General features: G+C 64.3%; 18 protein-coding genes and 1 tRNA gene. 11 read left to right on the forward strand and 8 right to left on the reverse strand.

Features of this window, described 5'->3' with window-relative positions:
* Positions 1-101 precede the first annotated feature (101 nt).
* The 4 genes from ACYUME_RS10595 to ACYUME_RS10610 form a co-directional block, all read right to left on the reverse strand.
* Positions 102-869: an SDR family oxidoreductase gene (locus ACYUME_RS10595; RefSeq protein ID WP_279911550.1), complete on the reverse strand. Its 768-nt coding sequence runs from the start codon at positions 867-869 to the stop codon at positions 102-104.
* 27 nt (positions 870-896) lie between these two features.
* On the reverse strand, positions 897-1,964 hold the full coding sequence (locus tag ACYUME_RS10600) for a phosphotransferase family protein (protein ID WP_460418813.1): 1,068 nt from the start codon (positions 1,962-1,964) through the stop codon (positions 897-899).
* Positions 1,965-2,162: 198 nt separating this feature from the next.
* Positions 2,163-2,480 carry an SCP2 sterol-binding domain-containing protein gene (locus ACYUME_RS10605; protein WP_028692453.1) on the reverse strand — a complete coding sequence of 106 codons (318 nt, stop codon included), beginning with the start codon at positions 2,478-2,480 and terminating at the stop codon, positions 2,163-2,165.
* Between the two features lie 54 nt (positions 2,481-2,534).
* Positions 2,535-3,248 carry a histidine phosphatase family protein gene (locus ACYUME_RS10610; protein ID WP_460418814.1) on the reverse strand — a complete coding sequence of 238 codons (714 nt, stop codon included), beginning with the start codon at positions 3,246-3,248 and terminating at the stop codon, positions 2,535-2,537.
* Positions 3,249-3,446: 198 nt separating this feature from the next.
* Here ACYUME_RS10610 and sohB point away from each other — a divergent pair, with 198 nt between their 5' ends.
* The 3 genes from sohB to ACYUME_RS10625 all read left to right on the forward strand — a co-directional run bounded on the left by sohB (position 3,447) and on the right by ACYUME_RS10625 (position 6,166).
* Positions 3,447-4,463 (forward strand): protease SohB, encoded by a 1,017-nt coding sequence (sohB, locus tag ACYUME_RS10615; RefSeq protein WP_460419333.1) that lies wholly within the window; start codon positions 3,447-3,449, stop codon positions 4,461-4,463.
* A 144-nt stretch (positions 4,464-4,607) separates the two neighbouring features.
* A tRNA-Cys gene (locus ACYUME_RS10620) sits at positions 4,608-4,681 on the forward strand.
* A 954-nt stretch (positions 4,682-5,635) separates the two neighbouring features.
* Positions 5,636-6,166: a glyoxalase superfamily protein gene (locus tag ACYUME_RS10625; RefSeq protein WP_279885843.1), complete on the forward strand. Its 531-nt coding sequence runs from the start codon at positions 5,636-5,638 to the stop codon at positions 6,164-6,166.
* A 134-nt stretch (positions 6,167-6,300) separates the two neighbouring features.
* Here the strand turns inward: ACYUME_RS10625 and ACYUME_RS10630 are convergent, their stop codons facing one another.
* Positions 6,301-6,507, reverse strand: coding sequence for a DUF6434 domain-containing protein (locus ACYUME_RS10630; RefSeq protein WP_460418815.1), 207 nt, complete (start codon positions 6,505-6,507; stop codon positions 6,301-6,303).
* Positions 6,508-6,659: 152 nt separating this feature from the next.
* On the opposite strand from ACYUME_RS10630, the gene ACYUME_RS10635 reads away from it, so the two are divergent.
* The gene (locus tag ACYUME_RS10635) at positions 6,660-6,992 is read left to right on the forward strand and encodes a hypothetical protein (RefSeq protein ID WP_460418816.1); all 333 of its coding nucleotides are present in this window, start codon (positions 6,660-6,662) and stop codon (positions 6,990-6,992) included.
* A 41-nt stretch (positions 6,993-7,033) separates the two neighbouring features.
* A complete protein-coding gene (locus ACYUME_RS10640) occupies positions 7,034-7,450 on the forward strand; it encodes a hypothetical protein (RefSeq protein WP_460418817.1) in 417 nt (138 codons plus the stop codon).
* A gap of 8 nt (positions 7,451-7,458) precedes the next feature.
* On the opposite strand, the gene ACYUME_RS10645 is transcribed toward ACYUME_RS10640, so the two are convergent.
* Positions 7,459-8,373 (reverse strand): AraC family transcriptional regulator, encoded by a 915-nt coding sequence (locus ACYUME_RS10645; protein WP_460418818.1) that lies wholly within the window; start codon positions 8,371-8,373, stop codon positions 7,459-7,461.
* 103 nt (positions 8,374-8,476) lie between these two features.
* On the opposite strand from ACYUME_RS10645, the gene ACYUME_RS10650 reads away from it, so the two are divergent.
* Genes ACYUME_RS10650 through ACYUME_RS10670 form a run of 5 tightly spaced genes read left to right on the forward strand, consistent with a single transcriptional unit; the run spans position 8,477 to position 12,914 of the window.
* Complete coding sequence (locus tag ACYUME_RS10650) at positions 8,477-9,037, forward strand: carboxymuconolactone decarboxylase family protein (protein ID WP_279885834.1); 561 nt, start codon at positions 8,477-8,479, stop codon at positions 9,035-9,037.
* A gap of 47 nt (positions 9,038-9,084) precedes the next feature.
* The gene (locus ACYUME_RS10655; RefSeq protein WP_460418819.1) at positions 9,085-10,149 is read left to right on the forward strand and encodes an acyl-CoA dehydrogenase; all 1,065 of its coding nucleotides are present in this window, start codon (positions 9,085-9,087) and stop codon (positions 10,147-10,149) included.
* Positions 10,146-10,967 carry an ABC transporter ATP-binding protein gene (locus tag ACYUME_RS10660; RefSeq protein ID WP_279885830.1) on the forward strand — a complete coding sequence of 274 codons (822 nt, stop codon included), beginning with the start codon at positions 10,146-10,148 and terminating at the stop codon, positions 10,965-10,967. Before ACYUME_RS10655 ends, ACYUME_RS10660 begins: the two co-directional genes overlap by 4 nt.
* On the forward strand, positions 10,954-12,159 hold the full coding sequence (locus ACYUME_RS10665) for an ABC transporter substrate-binding protein (RefSeq protein WP_460418820.1): 1,206 nt from the start codon (positions 10,954-10,956) through the stop codon (positions 12,157-12,159). Before ACYUME_RS10660 ends, ACYUME_RS10665 begins: the two co-directional genes overlap by 14 nt.
* The gene (locus tag ACYUME_RS10670) at positions 12,159-12,914 is read left to right on the forward strand and encodes an ABC transporter permease (RefSeq protein WP_460418821.1); all 756 of its coding nucleotides are present in this window, start codon (positions 12,159-12,161) and stop codon (positions 12,912-12,914) included. Before ACYUME_RS10665 ends, ACYUME_RS10670 begins: the two co-directional genes overlap by 1 nt.
* 131 nt (positions 12,915-13,045) lie before the next feature.
* Here the strand turns inward: ACYUME_RS10670 and ACYUME_RS10675 are convergent, their stop codons facing one another.
* Both ACYUME_RS10675 and argC read right to left on the reverse strand, forming a co-directional pair.
* A complete protein-coding gene (locus ACYUME_RS10675) occupies positions 13,046-13,732 on the reverse strand; it encodes a GNAT family N-acetyltransferase (protein WP_279885825.1) in 687 nt (228 codons plus the stop codon).
* A 69-nt stretch (positions 13,733-13,801) separates the two neighbouring features.
* On the reverse strand, positions 13,802-14,731 hold the full coding sequence (gene argC / locus ACYUME_RS10680) for an N-acetyl-gamma-glutamyl-phosphate reductase (protein ID WP_460418822.1): 930 nt from the start codon (positions 14,729-14,731) through the stop codon (positions 13,802-13,804).
* Positions 14,732-14,856: 125 nt separating this feature from the next.
* Between argC and ACYUME_RS10685 the strand changes: the two genes are divergently transcribed.
* A complete protein-coding gene (locus ACYUME_RS10685) occupies positions 14,857-15,738 on the forward strand; it encodes a LysR family transcriptional regulator (protein ID WP_460418823.1) in 882 nt (293 codons plus the stop codon).
* Positions 15,739-15,931: the final 193 nt, after the last annotated feature.

Below are 15,931 nucleotides of genomic sequence, written 5' to 3' on the forward strand. Positions count from 1 at the left end.
GCGGCCCCGGCGATTTCTGCTTTGACTAGAGATCGTGGGGCCGCTGCGCGCCCCTTTCGCGACGCAAGGCCGCTCCTACACGGGGCGTGCATGAATCCGGATCAGGACAGGAACCCACCATCGACATTGAGCGCGGTGCCGGTGGTATAGCTGGAGGCGTCGCTGGCCAGGTACAGCACCGCGCCGGCCATCTCGCTCGGGTCGGCCACGCGCTTGAGCGGGATCTGCTGCAGCGCGGCATTGCGGATGCTGTCGTTCTTCACCAGCGCCGAGGCGAACTTGGTGTCGGTCAGCCCCGGCAGCAGGGCGTTGCAGCGGATGCCGAACTGCGCGCACTCCTTGGCGAAGACCTTGGTCATGTTGATCACCGCCGCCTTGGTCACCGAGTAGATGCCCTGGAACAGCCCAGGCGAGACACCGTTGATCGAGGCCACGTTGATGATGCTGCCGCCGCCGTGTTCGCGCATCAGCTTGCCGGCTTCCACCGACATGAAGAAGTAGCCGCGGATGTTGACGTCGACGGTCTTCTGGAAGGCGCCCAGGTCGGTGTCCAGCACGTTGCAGAACTGCGGGTTGGTGGCGGCGTTGTTGACCAGGATGTCGAGGCGGCCGAACTGCTCGCGAATGCTGGCGAACACCTGCTGGATCTGTTCCATCTCGCCGATGTGGCAGGCTATCGCGGTGGCCTTGCCGCCGGCGGCGATGATTGCCTCGGCCACCTGCTGGCAGCCGTCGAGCTTGCGGCTGGAGACGATCACATGGGCGCCCTGCTGGGCCAGCAGGTGGGCGATGGCCTCGCCGATGCCACGGCTGGCACCGGAAACGAAGGCGATCTTGCCGTCGAGGTCGAACAGCTGGGTCTTGGACATGCGCGTATTCCTTGTTGTCTGCCGGGGTTACAAGCTGGATTTGCCGATCAGTTGCAAGCTCATCTGCTCCAGCAGCCGGTTCATGTGGATGAACTGGGCGAAGCGCTTGTCCTGAGTCTGCCCGTGGAAGAAGCGGTAGTAGATCTGTTGGACGATGCCGGCCAGGCGGAACAGGCCGTAGCAATAATAGAAGTCGAAGTTGTCGATGCGCATGCCAGCGCGCTCGGCGTAGTAGTCGACGAACTGCTGGCGGCTGAGCATGCCCGGGGCGTTGCTCGGCTGGCGGCGCATCAGTTGCACCGGCGCCGGGTCGCCGGCCTCGATCCAGTAGGCCAGGCTGTTGCCCAGGTCCATCAGCGGGTCGCCGATGGTGGCCATCTCCCAGTCCAGCACACCGATGATGCGCATGGGGTTGGCGCTGTCCAGGATGACATTGTCGAAACGGTAGTCGTTATGGATGATGCCCGGGCGCGGGTGGTCGGCGGGCATCTTTTCGCGCAGCCAGGCGATCACCTGCTCCCAGCGCGGCGCGTCGGGTGTCAGGGCTTTTTCGTAACGGCTGGCCCAGCCTTCGATCTGGCGCTGCACATAGCCTTCGGGCCTGCCCAGGTCGGCCAGGCCGCAGGCCTGGTAGTCCACCTGGTGCAGCTCTACCAGGCGATCGATGAAGCTCTTGCACAGGGCTTCGGTGCGGCCGGCATCCAGGTCCAGTTCGGCGGGGATGTCCGAGCGCAGGATGATGCCGTTGACCCGTTCCATCACATAGAACTCGCCGCCGATCAGCGACTCGTCGGTGCAGTGCGCGTAGGCTTTGGGGCAATAGGGGAAGCCGGCGTTGAGCTGGTTGAGGATGCGAAACTCACGGCCCATGTCGTGCGCCGACTTGGCCTTGTGGCCGAACGGCGGGCGGCGCAGTACGAATTCCCGGTCCGGGTAGCTGACCAGGTAGGTCAGGTTGGAGGCGCCGCCGGGGAACTGGCTGATGCTCGGCGTGCCGGCGAGACCGGGAATGTGATCCTTGAGATACGGATCGATGACGGCCGCGTCGAGTTCTTCGCCGGGGCGTACCTGGGTGGACTGGTCGGTGAGCGTCATGCGATTTCCTTATGATCTGGAGCAAGGATTATTGGCTAATCTAATTTCCTGTCGAAGCTGGTACAAGCGTGCCAGGCGTTTATAGGCCCGGGTGTTGCCGGACGATCAATGGCCCTGATGGGCGCGCAGCTGGAGTGGGCAAAAAAAAACCGAAGCGCGTGAGGCTTCGGTTTTTTCATTGGCGATTCGCCGCGCCGATCAGGACGGGAACAGCTCGCTGAGCTTCATCGACAGCATCATGTCGCCTTCGACGCGCAGCTTGCCGCCCATGAAGGCCTGCATGCCATCGGTCTCACCGCTGACGATACCCTTGAGGGTTTCGCTGTCCATCACCAGGGTGCAGTTGGCGTCGGCGTTCTCGCCTTCCTGGATCTCGCAGGTGCCATCCTTGACCAGCAGGGCGTAGTGCTTGTCTTCGTCGGTGATATTGAAGCCGAACACCAGGTCCAGGCCGGCGGCGGCGGACGGGTTGAATTTTGCCTTCATCGCCTCGACGGCTTTAGCTACATCGCTCATGGTGTATTCCTTGTTAAGTGATTTTCGCGTCCGCAAGGACACAATAGACCGGGCTCATCGGTAGGTGACGAGCTCCGGCAACCGCAACAGCCGCACATGGGCTTGGCTGTTGAAGGAAGCCAGGGTGACGTCGCGGCCTCGGAACTTCAGGTGGCTGAGCGACGTGTTGATGATCTGCCAGTTCAGGGCGAAGGCCTGAGCCGGCGTGATTCCGCTTACCAGGTGGAGCAGGGCGGCGATGGTGCCGCCGGAGGTGAACAGGGCGATGTTGTCGCCGCTGGCGGCGCTGTCGAGCAGGCGCCGCAGGCCATCGCCGACCCGACCGGTGAAGGCCTGCCAGGTTTCCAGGTGTTCGTCGTGGGCATGCTCGCCGTCGTGCCAGCGCTGCACCATAAGGGCGAACAGGCGCTGGAACTCGCCGCGGTTCTGGGCGCCGTTGCGCAGCACGTGCAAGGCCTCGGGTTCCTCGGGCAGCAGGGCGGGGAGCAGGGCGCGGATCACCCCGTCGGCGTCGAACTCATTGAAGGCCGCATCGGTCTCTATGGTCGGGACGGCTTCGCCATGGGCCTGCAGCACGTCGAGGGCCAGGCGGGCGGTGTCCTGCTGGCGACGCAGGGTGCCGGCCACGCAACGGTCCAGGCGCAGGCCCAGCTGGGCCAGGTGCTCGCCCAGTGCCTGACTCTGCCGCTCGCCCACCGGGGAGAGCACGTCGTAGTCGGCGGCACCGAAGGAAGCTTGGCCATGTCGGATCAGGTAGAGGTTGCCCACAAGGAAGTCCGGCCCGGTTGGAGGTTGCTGCGAGGTTAGGTTGCCCCAGGCAGGCTGTCAACGAAAAAACATACAAGCGTTTGAAAAGGTCGTTTGAACTGTGTTGCCAGCGTTTTCCCTGGCTGGCAGAGCCCCAGGCGCACCGGTATGCTTGCAGCATTTCGCGCCGATCGGGCGCTGGTCTATCAAGGAGTCAACGTGGAGTTTCTTGCCGAATACGCAAGCTTTCTCGCCAAAACCGCAACGTTGGTGATCGCCATCCTCGTCGTGCTGTCGGCCATCGCCGGCCTGCGTGGCAAGGGGCGACGCAAGCCGGGCGGGCAATTGCAGGTCACCCGTCTCAACGAGTTCTACAAGGAACTGCGCGAGCGCCTGGAATCGGGTCTGCTCGACAAGGCCCAGCTCAAGACCCTGCGCAAGCAGCAGGCGAAGGCGGACAAACAGCAGAAGAAAAAGCCCGAAGACAAGCGCCGGGTATTCGTGCTCGATTTCGATGGCGACATCAAGGCCTCGGCGACCGAGAGCCTGCGCAACGAAATCACCGCGCTGCTGACCCTGGCCACCCCGCGCGATGAAGTGGTCCTGCGTCTGGAGAGCGGCGGCGGGCTGGTGCACAGCTACGGCCTGGCGGCTTCGCAGTTGGCGCGTATCCGCGAGGCGGGCATCCCGCTGACCATCTGCATCGACAAGGTCGCCGCCAGCGGCGGCTACATGATGGCCTGCATCGGCGAGAAGATCGTCAGCGCGCCGTTCGCCGTGCTCGGTTCGATTGGCGTGGTCGCGCAGATGCCCAACGTCAACCGCCTGTTGAAAAAGCACGACATCGATTTCGAAGTGCTCACCGCCGGTGAATACAAGCGCACCCTGACCGTATTCGGCGAGAACACCGAGAAGGGGCGGGAGAAGTTCCAGGAGGACCTGGACATCACCCACAAGCTGTTCAAGGATTTCGTGGCCCGCTACCGCCCACAGCTGCACATCGACGAAGTGGCTACCGGCGAAGTCTGGCTGGGCATTGCCGCGTTGAACCGCCAACTGGTGGACGAACTGGGGACCAGCGACGAATACCTGAGCCGCAGCGCCCGCGAGGCCAATGTGTTCCATCTGCGCTTCGCCGAGCGCAAGAGCTTGCAGGAGCGCATCGGCATGGCGGCCAGTGGCGCGGTGGAGAACACCCTGGTCGGGCTGTGGAGCAAACTTGGGCGTCTGCGCTAACACCTTGAACCCCTTGAAGATTTTTTTCTTCAAGGGGGTTGCAAGGTCCATCGAATGCCGACATAATGGCGTCCATCGAAACGCAGATGACTTGAAAAAGTCAAATGCTTTCAAGGAGATAGCGAAAGCTGACTCCGACTTTGAGGCCGAGTAGCAAAGTGGTTATGCTCCGGATTGCAAATCCGTCTACGCCGGTTCGATTCCGACCTCGGCCTCCACTATTCGAAACCCCGCAGATCTAGGTCTGCGGGGTTTTTCTTTGTGGGGCGAAAAGCGCCGAAGTCCCAGAGCATTCGTTTTCGTTGAAGAGAGGGAGGCTCCGGCGGCCAGCGCCGGGGTGGCTTAGTGAAGCAAGTGATATGCTTCGCCGTTTACCAGACAGGGAGCGCGGTAGTGGGCAAAAGATTGGAACAGGTTCGAGAGTGGCTCACTCCACGTAGGCGTCTCTGGGCTGGGGCGGTCCTGTTCGCAGTGACCATCCTGGTTCCAGTTGTCAGCCCAGGAACGACTGTGGGTTGGCTGATCGGGCCGGCTGCCGTTCTTATCATGGGTGGCATCATGCCTGAATCGCCCCGAAAGCAGTGACGCGTCGGCGCGCCGGGCCGGGTGTGATTCGGTGAAGCGCAGACTTCAGGGTGGTTGAGCGGCGCCTGTCGTGGTTGCGCCGCTCAATGCGGGTCTGCGACGCGTGAGGGTCAACTGGTACGAAGTCTAGGAAGGGTTTCGCAGGGGAAATCCGTTTCTCGGTTCTTCTTTTCGCATGCCGCTTCTGCCTCCTTCCTGGTTGCATAGGTTGGCTGAAGTCGTTGTTTCTCTTGGTTGTCGTAGATGTCGAAGCCACCTGAATAAGTCGGTGTCCAGTAGCGCATGCCAAGGCGCTGTCGATCTTGTTCATGGGGGACCGCTGGAACGATAACGAACCTCGAGAGCATTTTTTACGCCTCCCTGCCTAAAACTTTAGTAGTAGTCGTTGGCGGGTCTGGCGGCAAGATCCTTCTGTCAGCTTCCGGCTGCTCGGCAGACTGTGTAACATCGGCGAAGGCTTATGCTGCCTGCCGCTCGCACCGACAAGGAAAGGTGAAAGCATATTTGCTCCAGACCATTTCGCATCTCTCTTGATAGTCGAGGTTTGGCAACGCGAGCACCCGGATGCTTCGACTCCAGGAGGAATGATGTCGACACTCGAGAACGCCAAGCGGATGGCCAAGAGCCTGCGCACCTCGCTTGAGGCGCGTAATCACGAGATATCCCATTCGACGGCGCTTGAAATGGTGGCCCAGCAGCTGGGCTACAAGGATTGGAACACGGCTTCGGCAATGCTTGCCGGTGAACCGAGCAGCCCCGCCATCAGGCTGGAAAAAGCCATTCCGATATTGCGAATGTTCGATGAAGTGAAGGCAAGAGAGTTCTATCTCGGCTTTCTTGGCTTCAGCGTCGAATTCGAGCACCGCTTCGAAGCAGATCTTCCCTTGTACCTGGGGCTCAGTCGAGACGGCCTGCAGATCCATCTTTCCGAGCATCATGGTGACGCGAGCCCAGGCACCACCATTTTTGTCCCCATGCAGAACATCGAGCTGTTTCGGGACGAGCTGATCGCCAAGCGCTACGGTTTTGGACGGCCTGACATCGTGGAGCAGGACTGGGGGCGGTTACTGGAGGTTTACGACCCGTTCGGTAATCGCATCCGATTCTGCCAGGGCTGATTCTTCATGAGCTGTTCGCAAGGCTGACGTCACTTTGTCGGGCGTTACCGAACGCCTGCCTGATCCGTCGAGGTTGGGCAGGCGTGCTTTCATGAATTTCAGCGATTGCCCAGGCGCAGGCTAAATAGCTGCGGTCATGTACGCGTACGCAGCCATTCATCTGCGATGTCGCCCATGGTGGAGGGTGCGCCGCTCTTGATCCAGGCCATGAAGGCGCGGTCGAACTTGAACGCGCCACCGCACTCGCCGACGAGGAACCGACGGACCGCCTGGGTGTTCCGGTAGTTCTTGTCCAGAGGGGTAGAGCGGGTGATCGGTCCTGCGTGCCAGTCAAAGTGCATTTCCATTTCCCTGGAGGGTGACATGCGCCACGAGCCTAGCATTGTCGCGCGTCAGATTCGAGGCGCGCTCGCAGGCGAGAGTTGTCGCAGGGGCAGCCTTGTGAGTAGAGTTGCCGAACCTTCGCCAGTCACTGAAAGACCGAACGCAGCCCATGGCTCACCTGGATCACCTCGCCAACTATGTCAGCGCCATCCTGGGGCTGTGCTCGAAGCGCTCCGCGCATCTTGAACGCTCGAATCAGCAAAGCTGGATTGACCAAGACGTCACCGTCATCGCCGAGGAAAACACCTATGCCTTCGATGACGGTACGCTGATCAGGCGGTTGGCCGAGCAGGACAACTTCCCCAGCGATGGGGTTTGTGCTGAGAGCTGGATAAGTTACGAAGTCATTCGCCAGCCACGCGATACCATGGTCAGCCCCACCCACATCAGTTTTACCAATCCGTGCAGAGAGGCCTACTGGCTGCGGTATTTTTCCGCGTAGCCGCTGCCTGGACATCCAAACCAAGGGCAAGGAGATTGCTGATGCTGGCGAAGTTGTTGGTAACGGTTGGCATCGTTTTCTACGCGGTGGTCGTGCCGATTCTCGAGATCAACGAGACCCATGTATTCAACCCGGCGTGGGCTGCGCATGCCAGGCTTCACGAGACATGGCAGCTGTTTACCAATACCGCGCTTGGCGCATTCAGTGTCTGGCTTGTCTGGGGCCGGAACGACCTGCCGCTTGCCAGTCTTCTGACGGTGTTCGTCACCGGTGGGTTTCTGCTGGCCTATTGGCTGCGCGATGGCTACGGTGGTTCGATGGTGCTCTCCGATGGCTCCGAGAAGATGATTCTGGGGCTGAACCTAGGCCTTGTCGCCTACACGCTGGCCATCTTGCTTGCTGGGCTCGCCGTGACCCTCGATCAACGTGGTCGAAAGCGCTCGCAGGGCTCTGAATGATCTCGCGATCAACCCAGGCGCCCCTCATGCTGCTTGCGATAAGCCCCCGGTTGTACCCCCACCGCCTTGGCGAATGCCCGGGTGAACGCCGCCACTGACTGGTAGCCTGCCTGCGCCCCGACCTGCTCGACGGTGTTCCCCGCCCGAAGCAGCTGGCACGCATGGCGCATGCGCAGCGCCAGCAGCACCTGCCCGGGCGACTGCCCGGCCAGTTCGTTGAAGCGCTTGAAGAACGCCGACCGCGACAGCCCGGTACACGCGGCCATGCTCTGCAGCGTCCACGCTTGCCCCGGTTGCTCGATCAGCCGCTCGAGCAACACGGCGAACGCCGGCTGGCGGGCGAGGGCGACCAGGCCGCCGAGCGACTGGCCAGCATGTACCTGCTGGCGCAGCACATACAGAAACAGCAGATGGGTGAGGCGTTCGAGCACGGTCTCGGAAGGTTGCGGCCGCCGGCATTCCTCCAGGATCAGCTCGAACAGCGCCCGCGCCGCGCTGCCGGTCGGGTCGTCGGCGCGCAGCAGAATCCAGTCGGCCAGCCCTTCGACGATCAGCGACGACAGGCCCGAATGGAAATGGAAGAAGCCGCAGACCAGCCCCACGCCATCGGCCGCTTCGCTATCGAGTGCCTGCATGGTCCGGCGCGGCTGGGCGCAGGCCGTGGCCGGGTCCTGATCGCTGGACAGCCGATAGGCCAGGTCGCGCAGCAGGAACACCGCATCGCCACTGTCCAGCCGCACAGGCTCGGGCTGGCCGTCGATGTGCAGCCAGCAATGGCCCTGTACCACCAGGTGGAAACTGGCCCGGCCCATGCCTTGGGTGCTGGCGTGCCAGCCGCCGCAGTAACGGCCGACATGGAACAGGCTGGCGTCGAGCTCCAGGCTCTCTAATAACCAATCGACAAGATGGCTGGATGAAATCATCTAATGCAAAGACTCTGGAGCAAGGAAAGGCGACTGATGAATATGGATGCTACTTCTTATAACCAACAGACTGTAGCGACCTACATCAAAGGAGACCACTCCAATGTCCGCGCGCATCACTCTACACAGCCTGCAGACCGCTCCGGAAGCCGCACGTCCGTTCCTGGAGAACGCGCAGAAGAACTCCGGCTTCATTCCCAACCTGCTGGGCATCCTTGCCAACGCCCCGGCCGCGCTGGAAACCTACGTCACCGTTTCGGCCCTCAACGGCAAGTCCGAGCTGACCCTGGCCGAGCGCGAAGTGGTACAGCTGATCGCGGCCACCCAGCACGGCTGTGATTTCTGTGTCGCCGGCCACACCGCCGTGGCACTGAACAAGGCCAAGCTGCCCCAGGAAGTGGTCGACGCCCTGCGTGCCCGTGGCGAGTTGCCCGATGCCCGCTACGAGACCCTCGCCGAGTTCGCCCGCGAAGTCATCGCCACCCGTGGCAATGTCAGCGACGCTACCTACCAGGCCTTCCGCGACGCAGGCTTCAGCGAGGGCAATGCCCTGGAAGTGATTCTCGGCGTGAGCCTCGCAACCTTGTGCAACTTTGCTAATGTGTTCGCCCAGACGCCGCTCAACGACGAGCTTGGCAAGTACCGCTGGCAGCCTTCGGCGTAATCGACGCCTGGTGCCGGCGCGCCCGGCGTTTCAAAAGGAGTAGGGACATGCTTGATCACGCATTTCGACAGTGGCTGGATGCCAATGCCGAGGCCATCGACCAGGGCCAGTGCGATCCGCATCTGGTGCTGGCGCACCTTGCCGAGTCGCAGCTGCTGCGTATCGGTGTCGACCCGGCCTTGGGCGGCTCGGGCGGCGACGTCACCGAGGCGGTCGAAGCCATCGCGGCGATTGCCAGCCGCTCGCTGGCCGCGGCTTTCGTCTGCTGGGGGCAGCGCGCTTTCATCGAATACCTGTTGCAAAGCCCCAACCGGGTGCTGTGCGAACGGCTGATGCCCGGCCTGCTCAAGGGCGAGCTGGCTGGGGCCACCGGGCTTTCCAACGCCATGAAGTTCCTTTCCGGCATCGAAGCGCTGCAGGTACGCGCTCGCGCCGAAGCCGATGGCTGGAACCTCGAAGGTCGTCTGCACTGGGTGACCAACCTGCGCAAGAGCGGTTTCGTGGTGGCCGCGGCCATCGAGGACGAGGCGGGCGGCGCGCCGTTCGTGGTGGCCATTCCCTCGAGCGCGCCGGGCCTGGAGCGCTCCGACGACCTGCAACTGATGGGCCTGCAGTCGAGCAACACCGCGGCGCTGGCCTTCCACCAGGTGCCGCTGGCCCGCGACTGGCTGCTGCATGACAATGCCCGCGAGTTCCTGCCCAAGGTGCGCCCGGCGTTCCTGGCGCTGCAGTGCGGCATGGCCATTGGCCTGGCGCGCCGCGCGCTGGATGAGGTGCAGGCGCATTTGCAGGGGCGTGGCTCGTTCCTCGAAGAGGCTCGCCAGGTGCTCAAGGAGCGCCTGGAGAATACTGTCGGCGAGCTCAAGCAAGGGCTGCTCGACGGGCGCTTCCTCGCCCAGCCGGCGGCCCTGTTCAAGCTGCGCATCACCCTGGCCGAAAGCGCCGCCGATGCCGTGCAGCTCGAACTGCAGGCCAGTGGTGGCAGGGCCTACCTGACGGCCTATGGCGAAGGCTTCGCGCGCCGCTGGCGGGAATCGGCCTTCGTGCCGATCGTCACCCCCAGCCTGGTGCAACTGCGCGCCGAACTGCAACGTCAGGCGGCCACTGCATGACCGACGTGTTGCTCGAAGCCCGCGCTATCAGCCTGGGCTACCCGCGCGAGGGCGGCTGGCAGGCGGTGCTGGAACAGTTCGACCTGTCGCTGGCGCCGGGGGAGGTCGTCACCATCCTAGGCCCCAGCGGCGTCGGCAAGTCCAGCCTGCTGCGCGTGCTGGCCGGCCTGCAGCAGGCGCGGGGCGGCAGTGTCAGCCTGCATGGCGAACCGTTGCAAGGGCCGCATCCGCGCCTGGCGGTGGCGTTCCAGGACCCCAGCCTGTTGCCTTGGTTGAGCCTGGAAAAGAACGTCGCCTTCGGCCTGGATTTCGCCCGGCAACCCAAGCTGCCCGCGAGCGAGCGCCGGGCACGGATCGACCATGCCATCGAGGCGGTGGGCCTGGCCCACGCCCGAGGCCAGTATCCGGCGCAGTTGTCCGGCGGCATGGCGCAGCGCACGGCGCTGGCGCGTTGCCTGGCGCGCCAGCCCGAGGTGCTGCTGCTGGACGAGCCGTTCGGCGCTCTGGACGAGGTGACCCGCGCCGATATGCAGCAACTGCTGCTGCAGCTGATCGCCACCCACAACACCGCCGCCGTGCTGATCACCCATGACATCGACGAAGCCCTGCTGCTGTCCGATCGCGTGCTGCTGCTGGGCAACCAGCCGGCGCGCACCCTCGGCCAATGGCGTATCGACCTGCCGCAGCCGCGCGCGCAGCGGGTCGAGGAACTGGGCGCGTTGCGCATCGAGATTCTGAAGACCCTTCGGCGGGCAAGCCGCACAGCCGAACCCACTCCATCCCCCTTGCCCTCGGAGGCTGTCCATGTGCATGGATGACTGCTGTTCCACGACGTCCCGTCGCGATTTCCTCAAGCTGAGCGCCATGCTGACCGCCGCCGGTGCCGTGCCGCTGCTGTCGAGCCTGCAGGCGCGCGCCGCCGCCGAGCCGGACGCGCCGGTGCGCATCGGTTACCTGCCGATCACCGACGCCACGCCGCTGCTGGTGGCGCACAACAATGGCCTGTTCGAGGCCGAGGGCATCAAGGCCGAACGGCCGGTGCTGCTGCGCAGCTGGGCCCAGGTGATCGAGGCGTTCATCTCCGGACAGGTCAACGTCATCCACCTGCTGTCGCCGATGACCGTGTGGGCGCGCTACGGCAGCAAGGTGCCGGCCAAGGTCGTGGCCTGGAACCACGTCGGTGGCTCGGGGCTGACCGTGGCCCCGGACATCACCGAGATGAAGCAGCTCGGCGGCAAGACCGTGGCCATTCCGTTCTGGTACTCGATCCACAATGTGGTGTTGCAGCAGATGCTCAACGACAACGGCCTGAAGCCGGTGTCCAAGCCTGCCAGCGCGCAGCTGGCGGCCAACGAGGTCAACCTGCTGGTGCTGCCGCCGTCGGACATGCCACCGGCCCTGGCCAGCAAGCGTATCGCCGGCTACATCGTCGCCGAGCCGTTCAACGCCCTGGCCGAGAATCTCAAGGTCGGCCGCGTGCAGCGCTTCACCGGCGATGTGTGGCGCAACCACGCCTGTTGCGTGGTGTTCATGCACGAACACGACCTGAACAACCGTCCAGAGTGGTCGCAGAAGGTGGTCAACGCCATCGTCAAGGCCCAGCAATGGACCCGCGAGCACCGCGCCGAGGCCGCCGCGCTGCTGTCCAAGGCCGGCCCCAACAAGTACACACCGCACGAACCGGCGGTGCTGGCCAAGGTGTTGGCGCCTTCGGCCGAGGATCGCGCCAGCTACATCGCCAGTGGCGCGATTCAGCACCAGCAATGGGACGAGAAACGCATCGACTTCCAGCCATACCCGTTCCCCAGCTATACCGAGGAACTGGTCAAGCGCCTGAAAAACACCCTGATCGAAGGCGAGAGCGCTTTCCTTGCCGGGCTGGATCCGGCGCAGACCGCGCGCGACCTGGTGGATGACCGTTTCGTGCGCAACGCCATCGCCGCCGTGGGTGGTCCGGCGGCGTTCGGCATCGCCGAGAACTTCCAGCGTAGCGAGGAGTTCGCGGTCTGATGCGCAGGCATGTCGTGCATGGCGCCCTGGGCCTGGCCGGCCTGGTGGCGCTGTTGTTGCTGTGGTGGGCCGGTGTCCAGGTGTTCGGCGCTGCGGATGGGCTGTCGGCGCGCTTTTCGCCCCAAGCCACGCTGCAGAGCCTGGTCGAGCTGCTCGGGCAGGGCGAGGTCTATGGGCATGTCTGGGTGAGCCTCAAGCGCATCCTGGTCGGCCTGTTGCTGGCGCTGCTGATCGGCGTGCCGCTGGGGCTGCTGGTGGGCAGCTATCGCCATCTGGAGGCGGCGACCACTCCGGCGTTCCAGTTCCTGCGCATGATCTCGCCGTTGTCGTGGATGCCGGTGGTGGTGATGCTGATGGGCGTGGGCGATCAGCCGATCTACTTCCTGCTGGCCTTTGCCGCGCTGTGGCCGATCCTGCTCAATACCGCCGCTGGCGTGCGTCAGCTCGATCCGCGCTGGTTGCAGCTCAGCCGCAGCCTGAGCGCCACGCGTTGGGAGACGCTGTGCAAGGTGATCGTGCCAGGGGTGATCGGCCATGTCTTGACGGGAGTGCGCCTGGCCATCGGCATCCTGTGGATCGTGCTGGTGCCGTGCGAGATGCTTGGCGTCAGCGCGGGGCTTGGGTATTTCATTCTCGATACCCGCGATCGGCTGGCGTATTCCGAGCTGATGGCCATGGTGCTGCTGATCGGCGTGCTGGGCTTCATGCTCGATGCGCTGGCCCGTGGCCTGCATCGACGCTGGGTGCATGCCTGAAAGCCGCCCGGTGCGATGCACCGCGGTGCCTGCTTCGCGGGCAAGCCCGCTCCCACAGGGATAGCGCAAGACTTCAGGTCAGTGCGATCGCAGTGGGAGCAACTTCAGCCGGTGGTTCGGCGGTTCGTCAGTCAATGCCGGGTAAGGCGCTGCTTCACGCACGCCTGCGCCTGTTCCGCCAGACTGTCCAGCCGTTCATCGCGCAGCCGCTCGGCCTCCACCATCGCTTCCTCGCCCTGCTGCTTGAGCAAGTAGGCATGAATCTGCCGGACCTCGGTGCTCTGGTAGATCGGCGCGATATCCAGCCGCCCGATCAGCGCCCCGCTGGCACGCCCGGTGCTGCTCATCAGTACCTGTGGTCCGGCGCTGGCCACCACTTGCATGCCCATGGCCTCGAACCAGGGCACCTGCTCGACGAACGCGCTCAGCTCGACGTTGGCATAGCGGGCGCGCAGGTCATCCAGCAGCGCCCGGGCGATGCCCTGGCGACGGTGGCTGGGCAGCACCGCCAGGTAGGTCAGAGAACAGGCCTGGGCATCGTCCTGTGCCGGCAGCGCCAGGGCGAAACCGAGCAGCCGGTCGGGTGCCTCGGCATCCAGGGCCAGGATCAACTCCACGGCCAGGCCACGGGTACCGTCCAGGGCCATCAGGTACTGATGCGCCTCCATGCCCACGCCGTACTGGTACAGCGGGTAGAGCGGGTTGTCCGGGCTGATCGCGACACTGCTGAGCTGGCCGACATGGTCGATCACCAGCTGGCGGATCTGGTTCTGGAAAGATTCGGGTGGCACACCGTCAAGGCGGCGGAGGATGAACATCGCGGGTCGGGCTCCGGCTGAAACACCCCGGGTCGAAGCGACGCGGGGTGGTCAGTCTACCGCCGATGGCTAGCGCAGCCCAGCCAGCAGCAGGTCGAGGTTCTGCACGGCGGCGCCCGAGGCCCCCTTGCCGAGGTTGTCGAACACCGCGGTCAGCAACACCTGGCCGTGCTCGGGGTTGGCGTAGAGGGCCAGGCGCAGGTCGTTGCTGTCGTTCAGCGCCTGCGGGTCGAGCGCCGGGGCCGGGCCTGCCTGGTGCAGGGGCTGCACCTGCACGTGGCGGGCGCCCTGGTAGTGCCGTTCGAGGCAGGCCTGCAACTGTTCGGCGTTGACGCCCGGCAACAGCCGCAACTGCAACGGGATGCTCAGCACGATGCCCTGTCGGTAGTCGCCGTAGCCCGGCACGAACACCGGCCGGGCGCCCAGGCCGGCATGCTGCTGGATCTCCGGAACATGCTTGTGCGCCAGTTCCAGACCATACAGTTGCAGCGCCGGCAGGTATGCGTCGCTGCGCTGCTCGTGGCGCTCGACCGCCGCCCGACCGCCGCCGGAGTAGCCGGAGATGGCATGGATGCTCAGCGGATAGTCGCCGGGCAGCAGGCCGGCCTTGATCAATGGGCGCAACAGGGCGATGGCGCCGGTGGGATAGCAACCGGGGTTGCTCACCCGGGTGGCCTGGGCGATGCGCTGCGCCTGCTCCTGGTCAAGCTCCGGCAGGCCATAGACCCAGCCGGGCGTGGTGCGGTGCGCGGAGCTGGCGTCGATCACCCGCACGGCGGGATTGCTGATCGTGGCCACCGCCTCGCGGGCGGCCTCGTCGGGCAGGCAGAGCAGGGCGATGTCGGCGCTGTTGATCGCCTCGGCGCGGCGTGCCGGGTTCTTGCGCTCGGCCTCGGGCAGGGTGAGCAGGCGCAGGTCCTGGCGACCGCGCAGGCGGGCATGGATCTGCAGGCCGGTGGTGCCTTGGTCGCCGTCGATGAAGACAAGGGGCTGGTGCATGGAAAGTGTCCGATCACGGGAAGATGGCACTATGCTCGCCGTTGTCGAAGAGAAAGAAAATTTGAATATCATGAATCACTTATTCAGAATTTCTGAACAATGTTCATGAGCCGCTCTGGAGTCCCATGCGCGAAATCAGCCTTGACCGCTTGCGTACCCTGGTCGTGATCGCCGACCAGGGTTCCTTCGCCGATGCCGCCCGCCAGCTCAACCTCGCGCCGCCGACCATCAGCTTGCATGTGGCCGAACTGGAAGCGCGGGTCGGTGCGTCCTTGCTCACCCGCGCCCGTGGGCAGGTACGTCCCACGGTCATCGGCGAGACCCTGTTGGCGCGTGCCCGGCGCCTGCTGGCCGATGCCGACCAAGCCCTGGACGAGGTGCGCCGTCAGGTCGAAGGGCTGAGCGGACGGGTACGCCTGGGGGCCTCCACCGGGGCCATCGCCCATCTGCTGCCCAGGATGCTGGAAACGTTGCGGGTGGATCATCCGGGCATCGACGTGCAGGTCCAGGTGCTCACCTCGCAGGCGTCCCTGGCACGCTTGCGCGAGGGCACCCTGGACATCGGCCTGGTGGCGCTGCCGCAGATGGCGGGCAAGGGGCTCAGGGTCACGCCCTGGCGGCGCGACCCGATCATGGCCTACGTGCCCGCCGACTGGCAGCCACCGGCCCGGATCACGCCCATGTGGCTGGCGGGAAGGGCGTTGATCCTCAACGACAGCACCACGCAATTGTCGCGGGTGACCTCGGAGTGGTTCGCTGCCGCAGGGCTGTACCCCGAGCCTCGGATCGAATTGAACTACAACGATGCGATCAAGAGCCTGGTGGCGGCGGGCTACGGCGCCACCTTGCTGCCGCAGGAAGGCGACGTGCAGGCGCATGATCCAAGGATCGTCCGGCGCCCGCTGCGGCCGGGGCTGTGGCGGCAGCTGGGTATTGCCTGCCGGGACGGTGCGGTGGAGCCGGCGACGGGGTTCGTGCTGGAGGCGCTGGAGCGTTTGCGACAGTAGGGCTGTGGTAATACCGCAGGTGCCTTGTGGAGCCGGCACGGCCCCGTGGTTGCATATGACTTATTGATTCGGCAGGCCCTTGTGGGAGCAACTGTCTTACGCAATTTTTAGAATCTGGCGCGATCCCTGTGGGAGCGGGCTTGCCCGCGAACACGGGCGAAGCCCGTGCCATCCACCACGGTGTTGGCTTCGC

The organism is Pseudomonas sp. microsymbiont 2 (genome assembly GCF_054788395.1).

Bases quoted from the DNA above. Each gene is read 5' to 3' on its own strand.
- ACYUME_RS10595 (WP_279911550.1), bottom strand. From the start codon at position 869: ATGTCCAAGACCCAGCTGTTCGACCTCGACGGCAAGATCGCCTTCGTT.
- ACYUME_RS10600 (WP_460418813.1), bottom strand. From the start codon at position 1,964: ATGACGCTCACCGACCAGTCCACCCAGGTACGCCCCGGCGAAGAACTC.
- ACYUME_RS10605 (WP_028692453.1), bottom strand. From the start codon at position 2,480: ATGAGCGATGTAGCTAAAGCCGTCGAGGCGATGAAGGCAAAATTCAAC.
- ACYUME_RS10625 (WP_279885843.1), top strand. From the start codon at position 5,636: ATGTCGACACTCGAGAACGCCAAGCGGATGGCCAAGAGCCTGCGCACC.
- ACYUME_RS10630 (WP_460418815.1), bottom strand. From the start codon at position 6,507: ATGCACTTTGACTGGCACGCAGGACCGATCACCCGCTCTACCCCTCTG.
- ACYUME_RS10635 (WP_460418816.1), top strand. From the start codon at position 6,660: ATGGCTCACCTGGATCACCTCGCCAACTATGTCAGCGCCATCCTGGGG.
- ACYUME_RS10640 (WP_460418817.1), top strand. From the start codon at position 7,034: ATGCTGGCGAAGTTGTTGGTAACGGTTGGCATCGTTTTCTACGCGGTG.
- ACYUME_RS10645 (WP_460418818.1), bottom strand. From the start codon at position 8,373: ATGATTTCATCCAGCCATCTTGTCGATTGGTTATTAGAGAGCCTGGAG.
- ACYUME_RS10650 (WP_279885834.1), top strand. From the start codon at position 8,477: ATGTCCGCGCGCATCACTCTACACAGCCTGCAGACCGCTCCGGAAGCC.
- ACYUME_RS10655 (WP_460418819.1), top strand. From the start codon at position 9,085: ATGCTTGATCACGCATTTCGACAGTGGCTGGATGCCAATGCCGAGGCC.
- ACYUME_RS10660 (WP_279885830.1), top strand. From the start codon at position 10,146: ATGACCGACGTGTTGCTCGAAGCCCGCGCTATCAGCCTGGGCTACCCG.
- ACYUME_RS10665 (WP_460418820.1), top strand. From the start codon at position 10,954: ATGTGCATGGATGACTGCTGTTCCACGACGTCCCGTCGCGATTTCCTC.
- ACYUME_RS10670 (WP_460418821.1), top strand. From the start codon at position 12,159: ATGCGCAGGCATGTCGTGCATGGCGCCCTGGGCCTGGCCGGCCTGGTG.
- ACYUME_RS10675 (WP_279885825.1), bottom strand. From the start codon at position 13,732: ATGTTCATCCTCCGCCGCCTTGACGGTGTGCCACCCGAATCTTTCCAG.
- argC (WP_460418822.1), bottom strand. From the start codon at position 14,731: ATGCACCAGCCCCTTGTCTTCATCGACGGCGACCAAGGCACCACCGGC.
- ACYUME_RS10685 (WP_460418823.1), top strand. From the start codon at position 14,857: ATGCGCGAAATCAGCCTTGACCGCTTGCGTACCCTGGTCGTGATCGCC.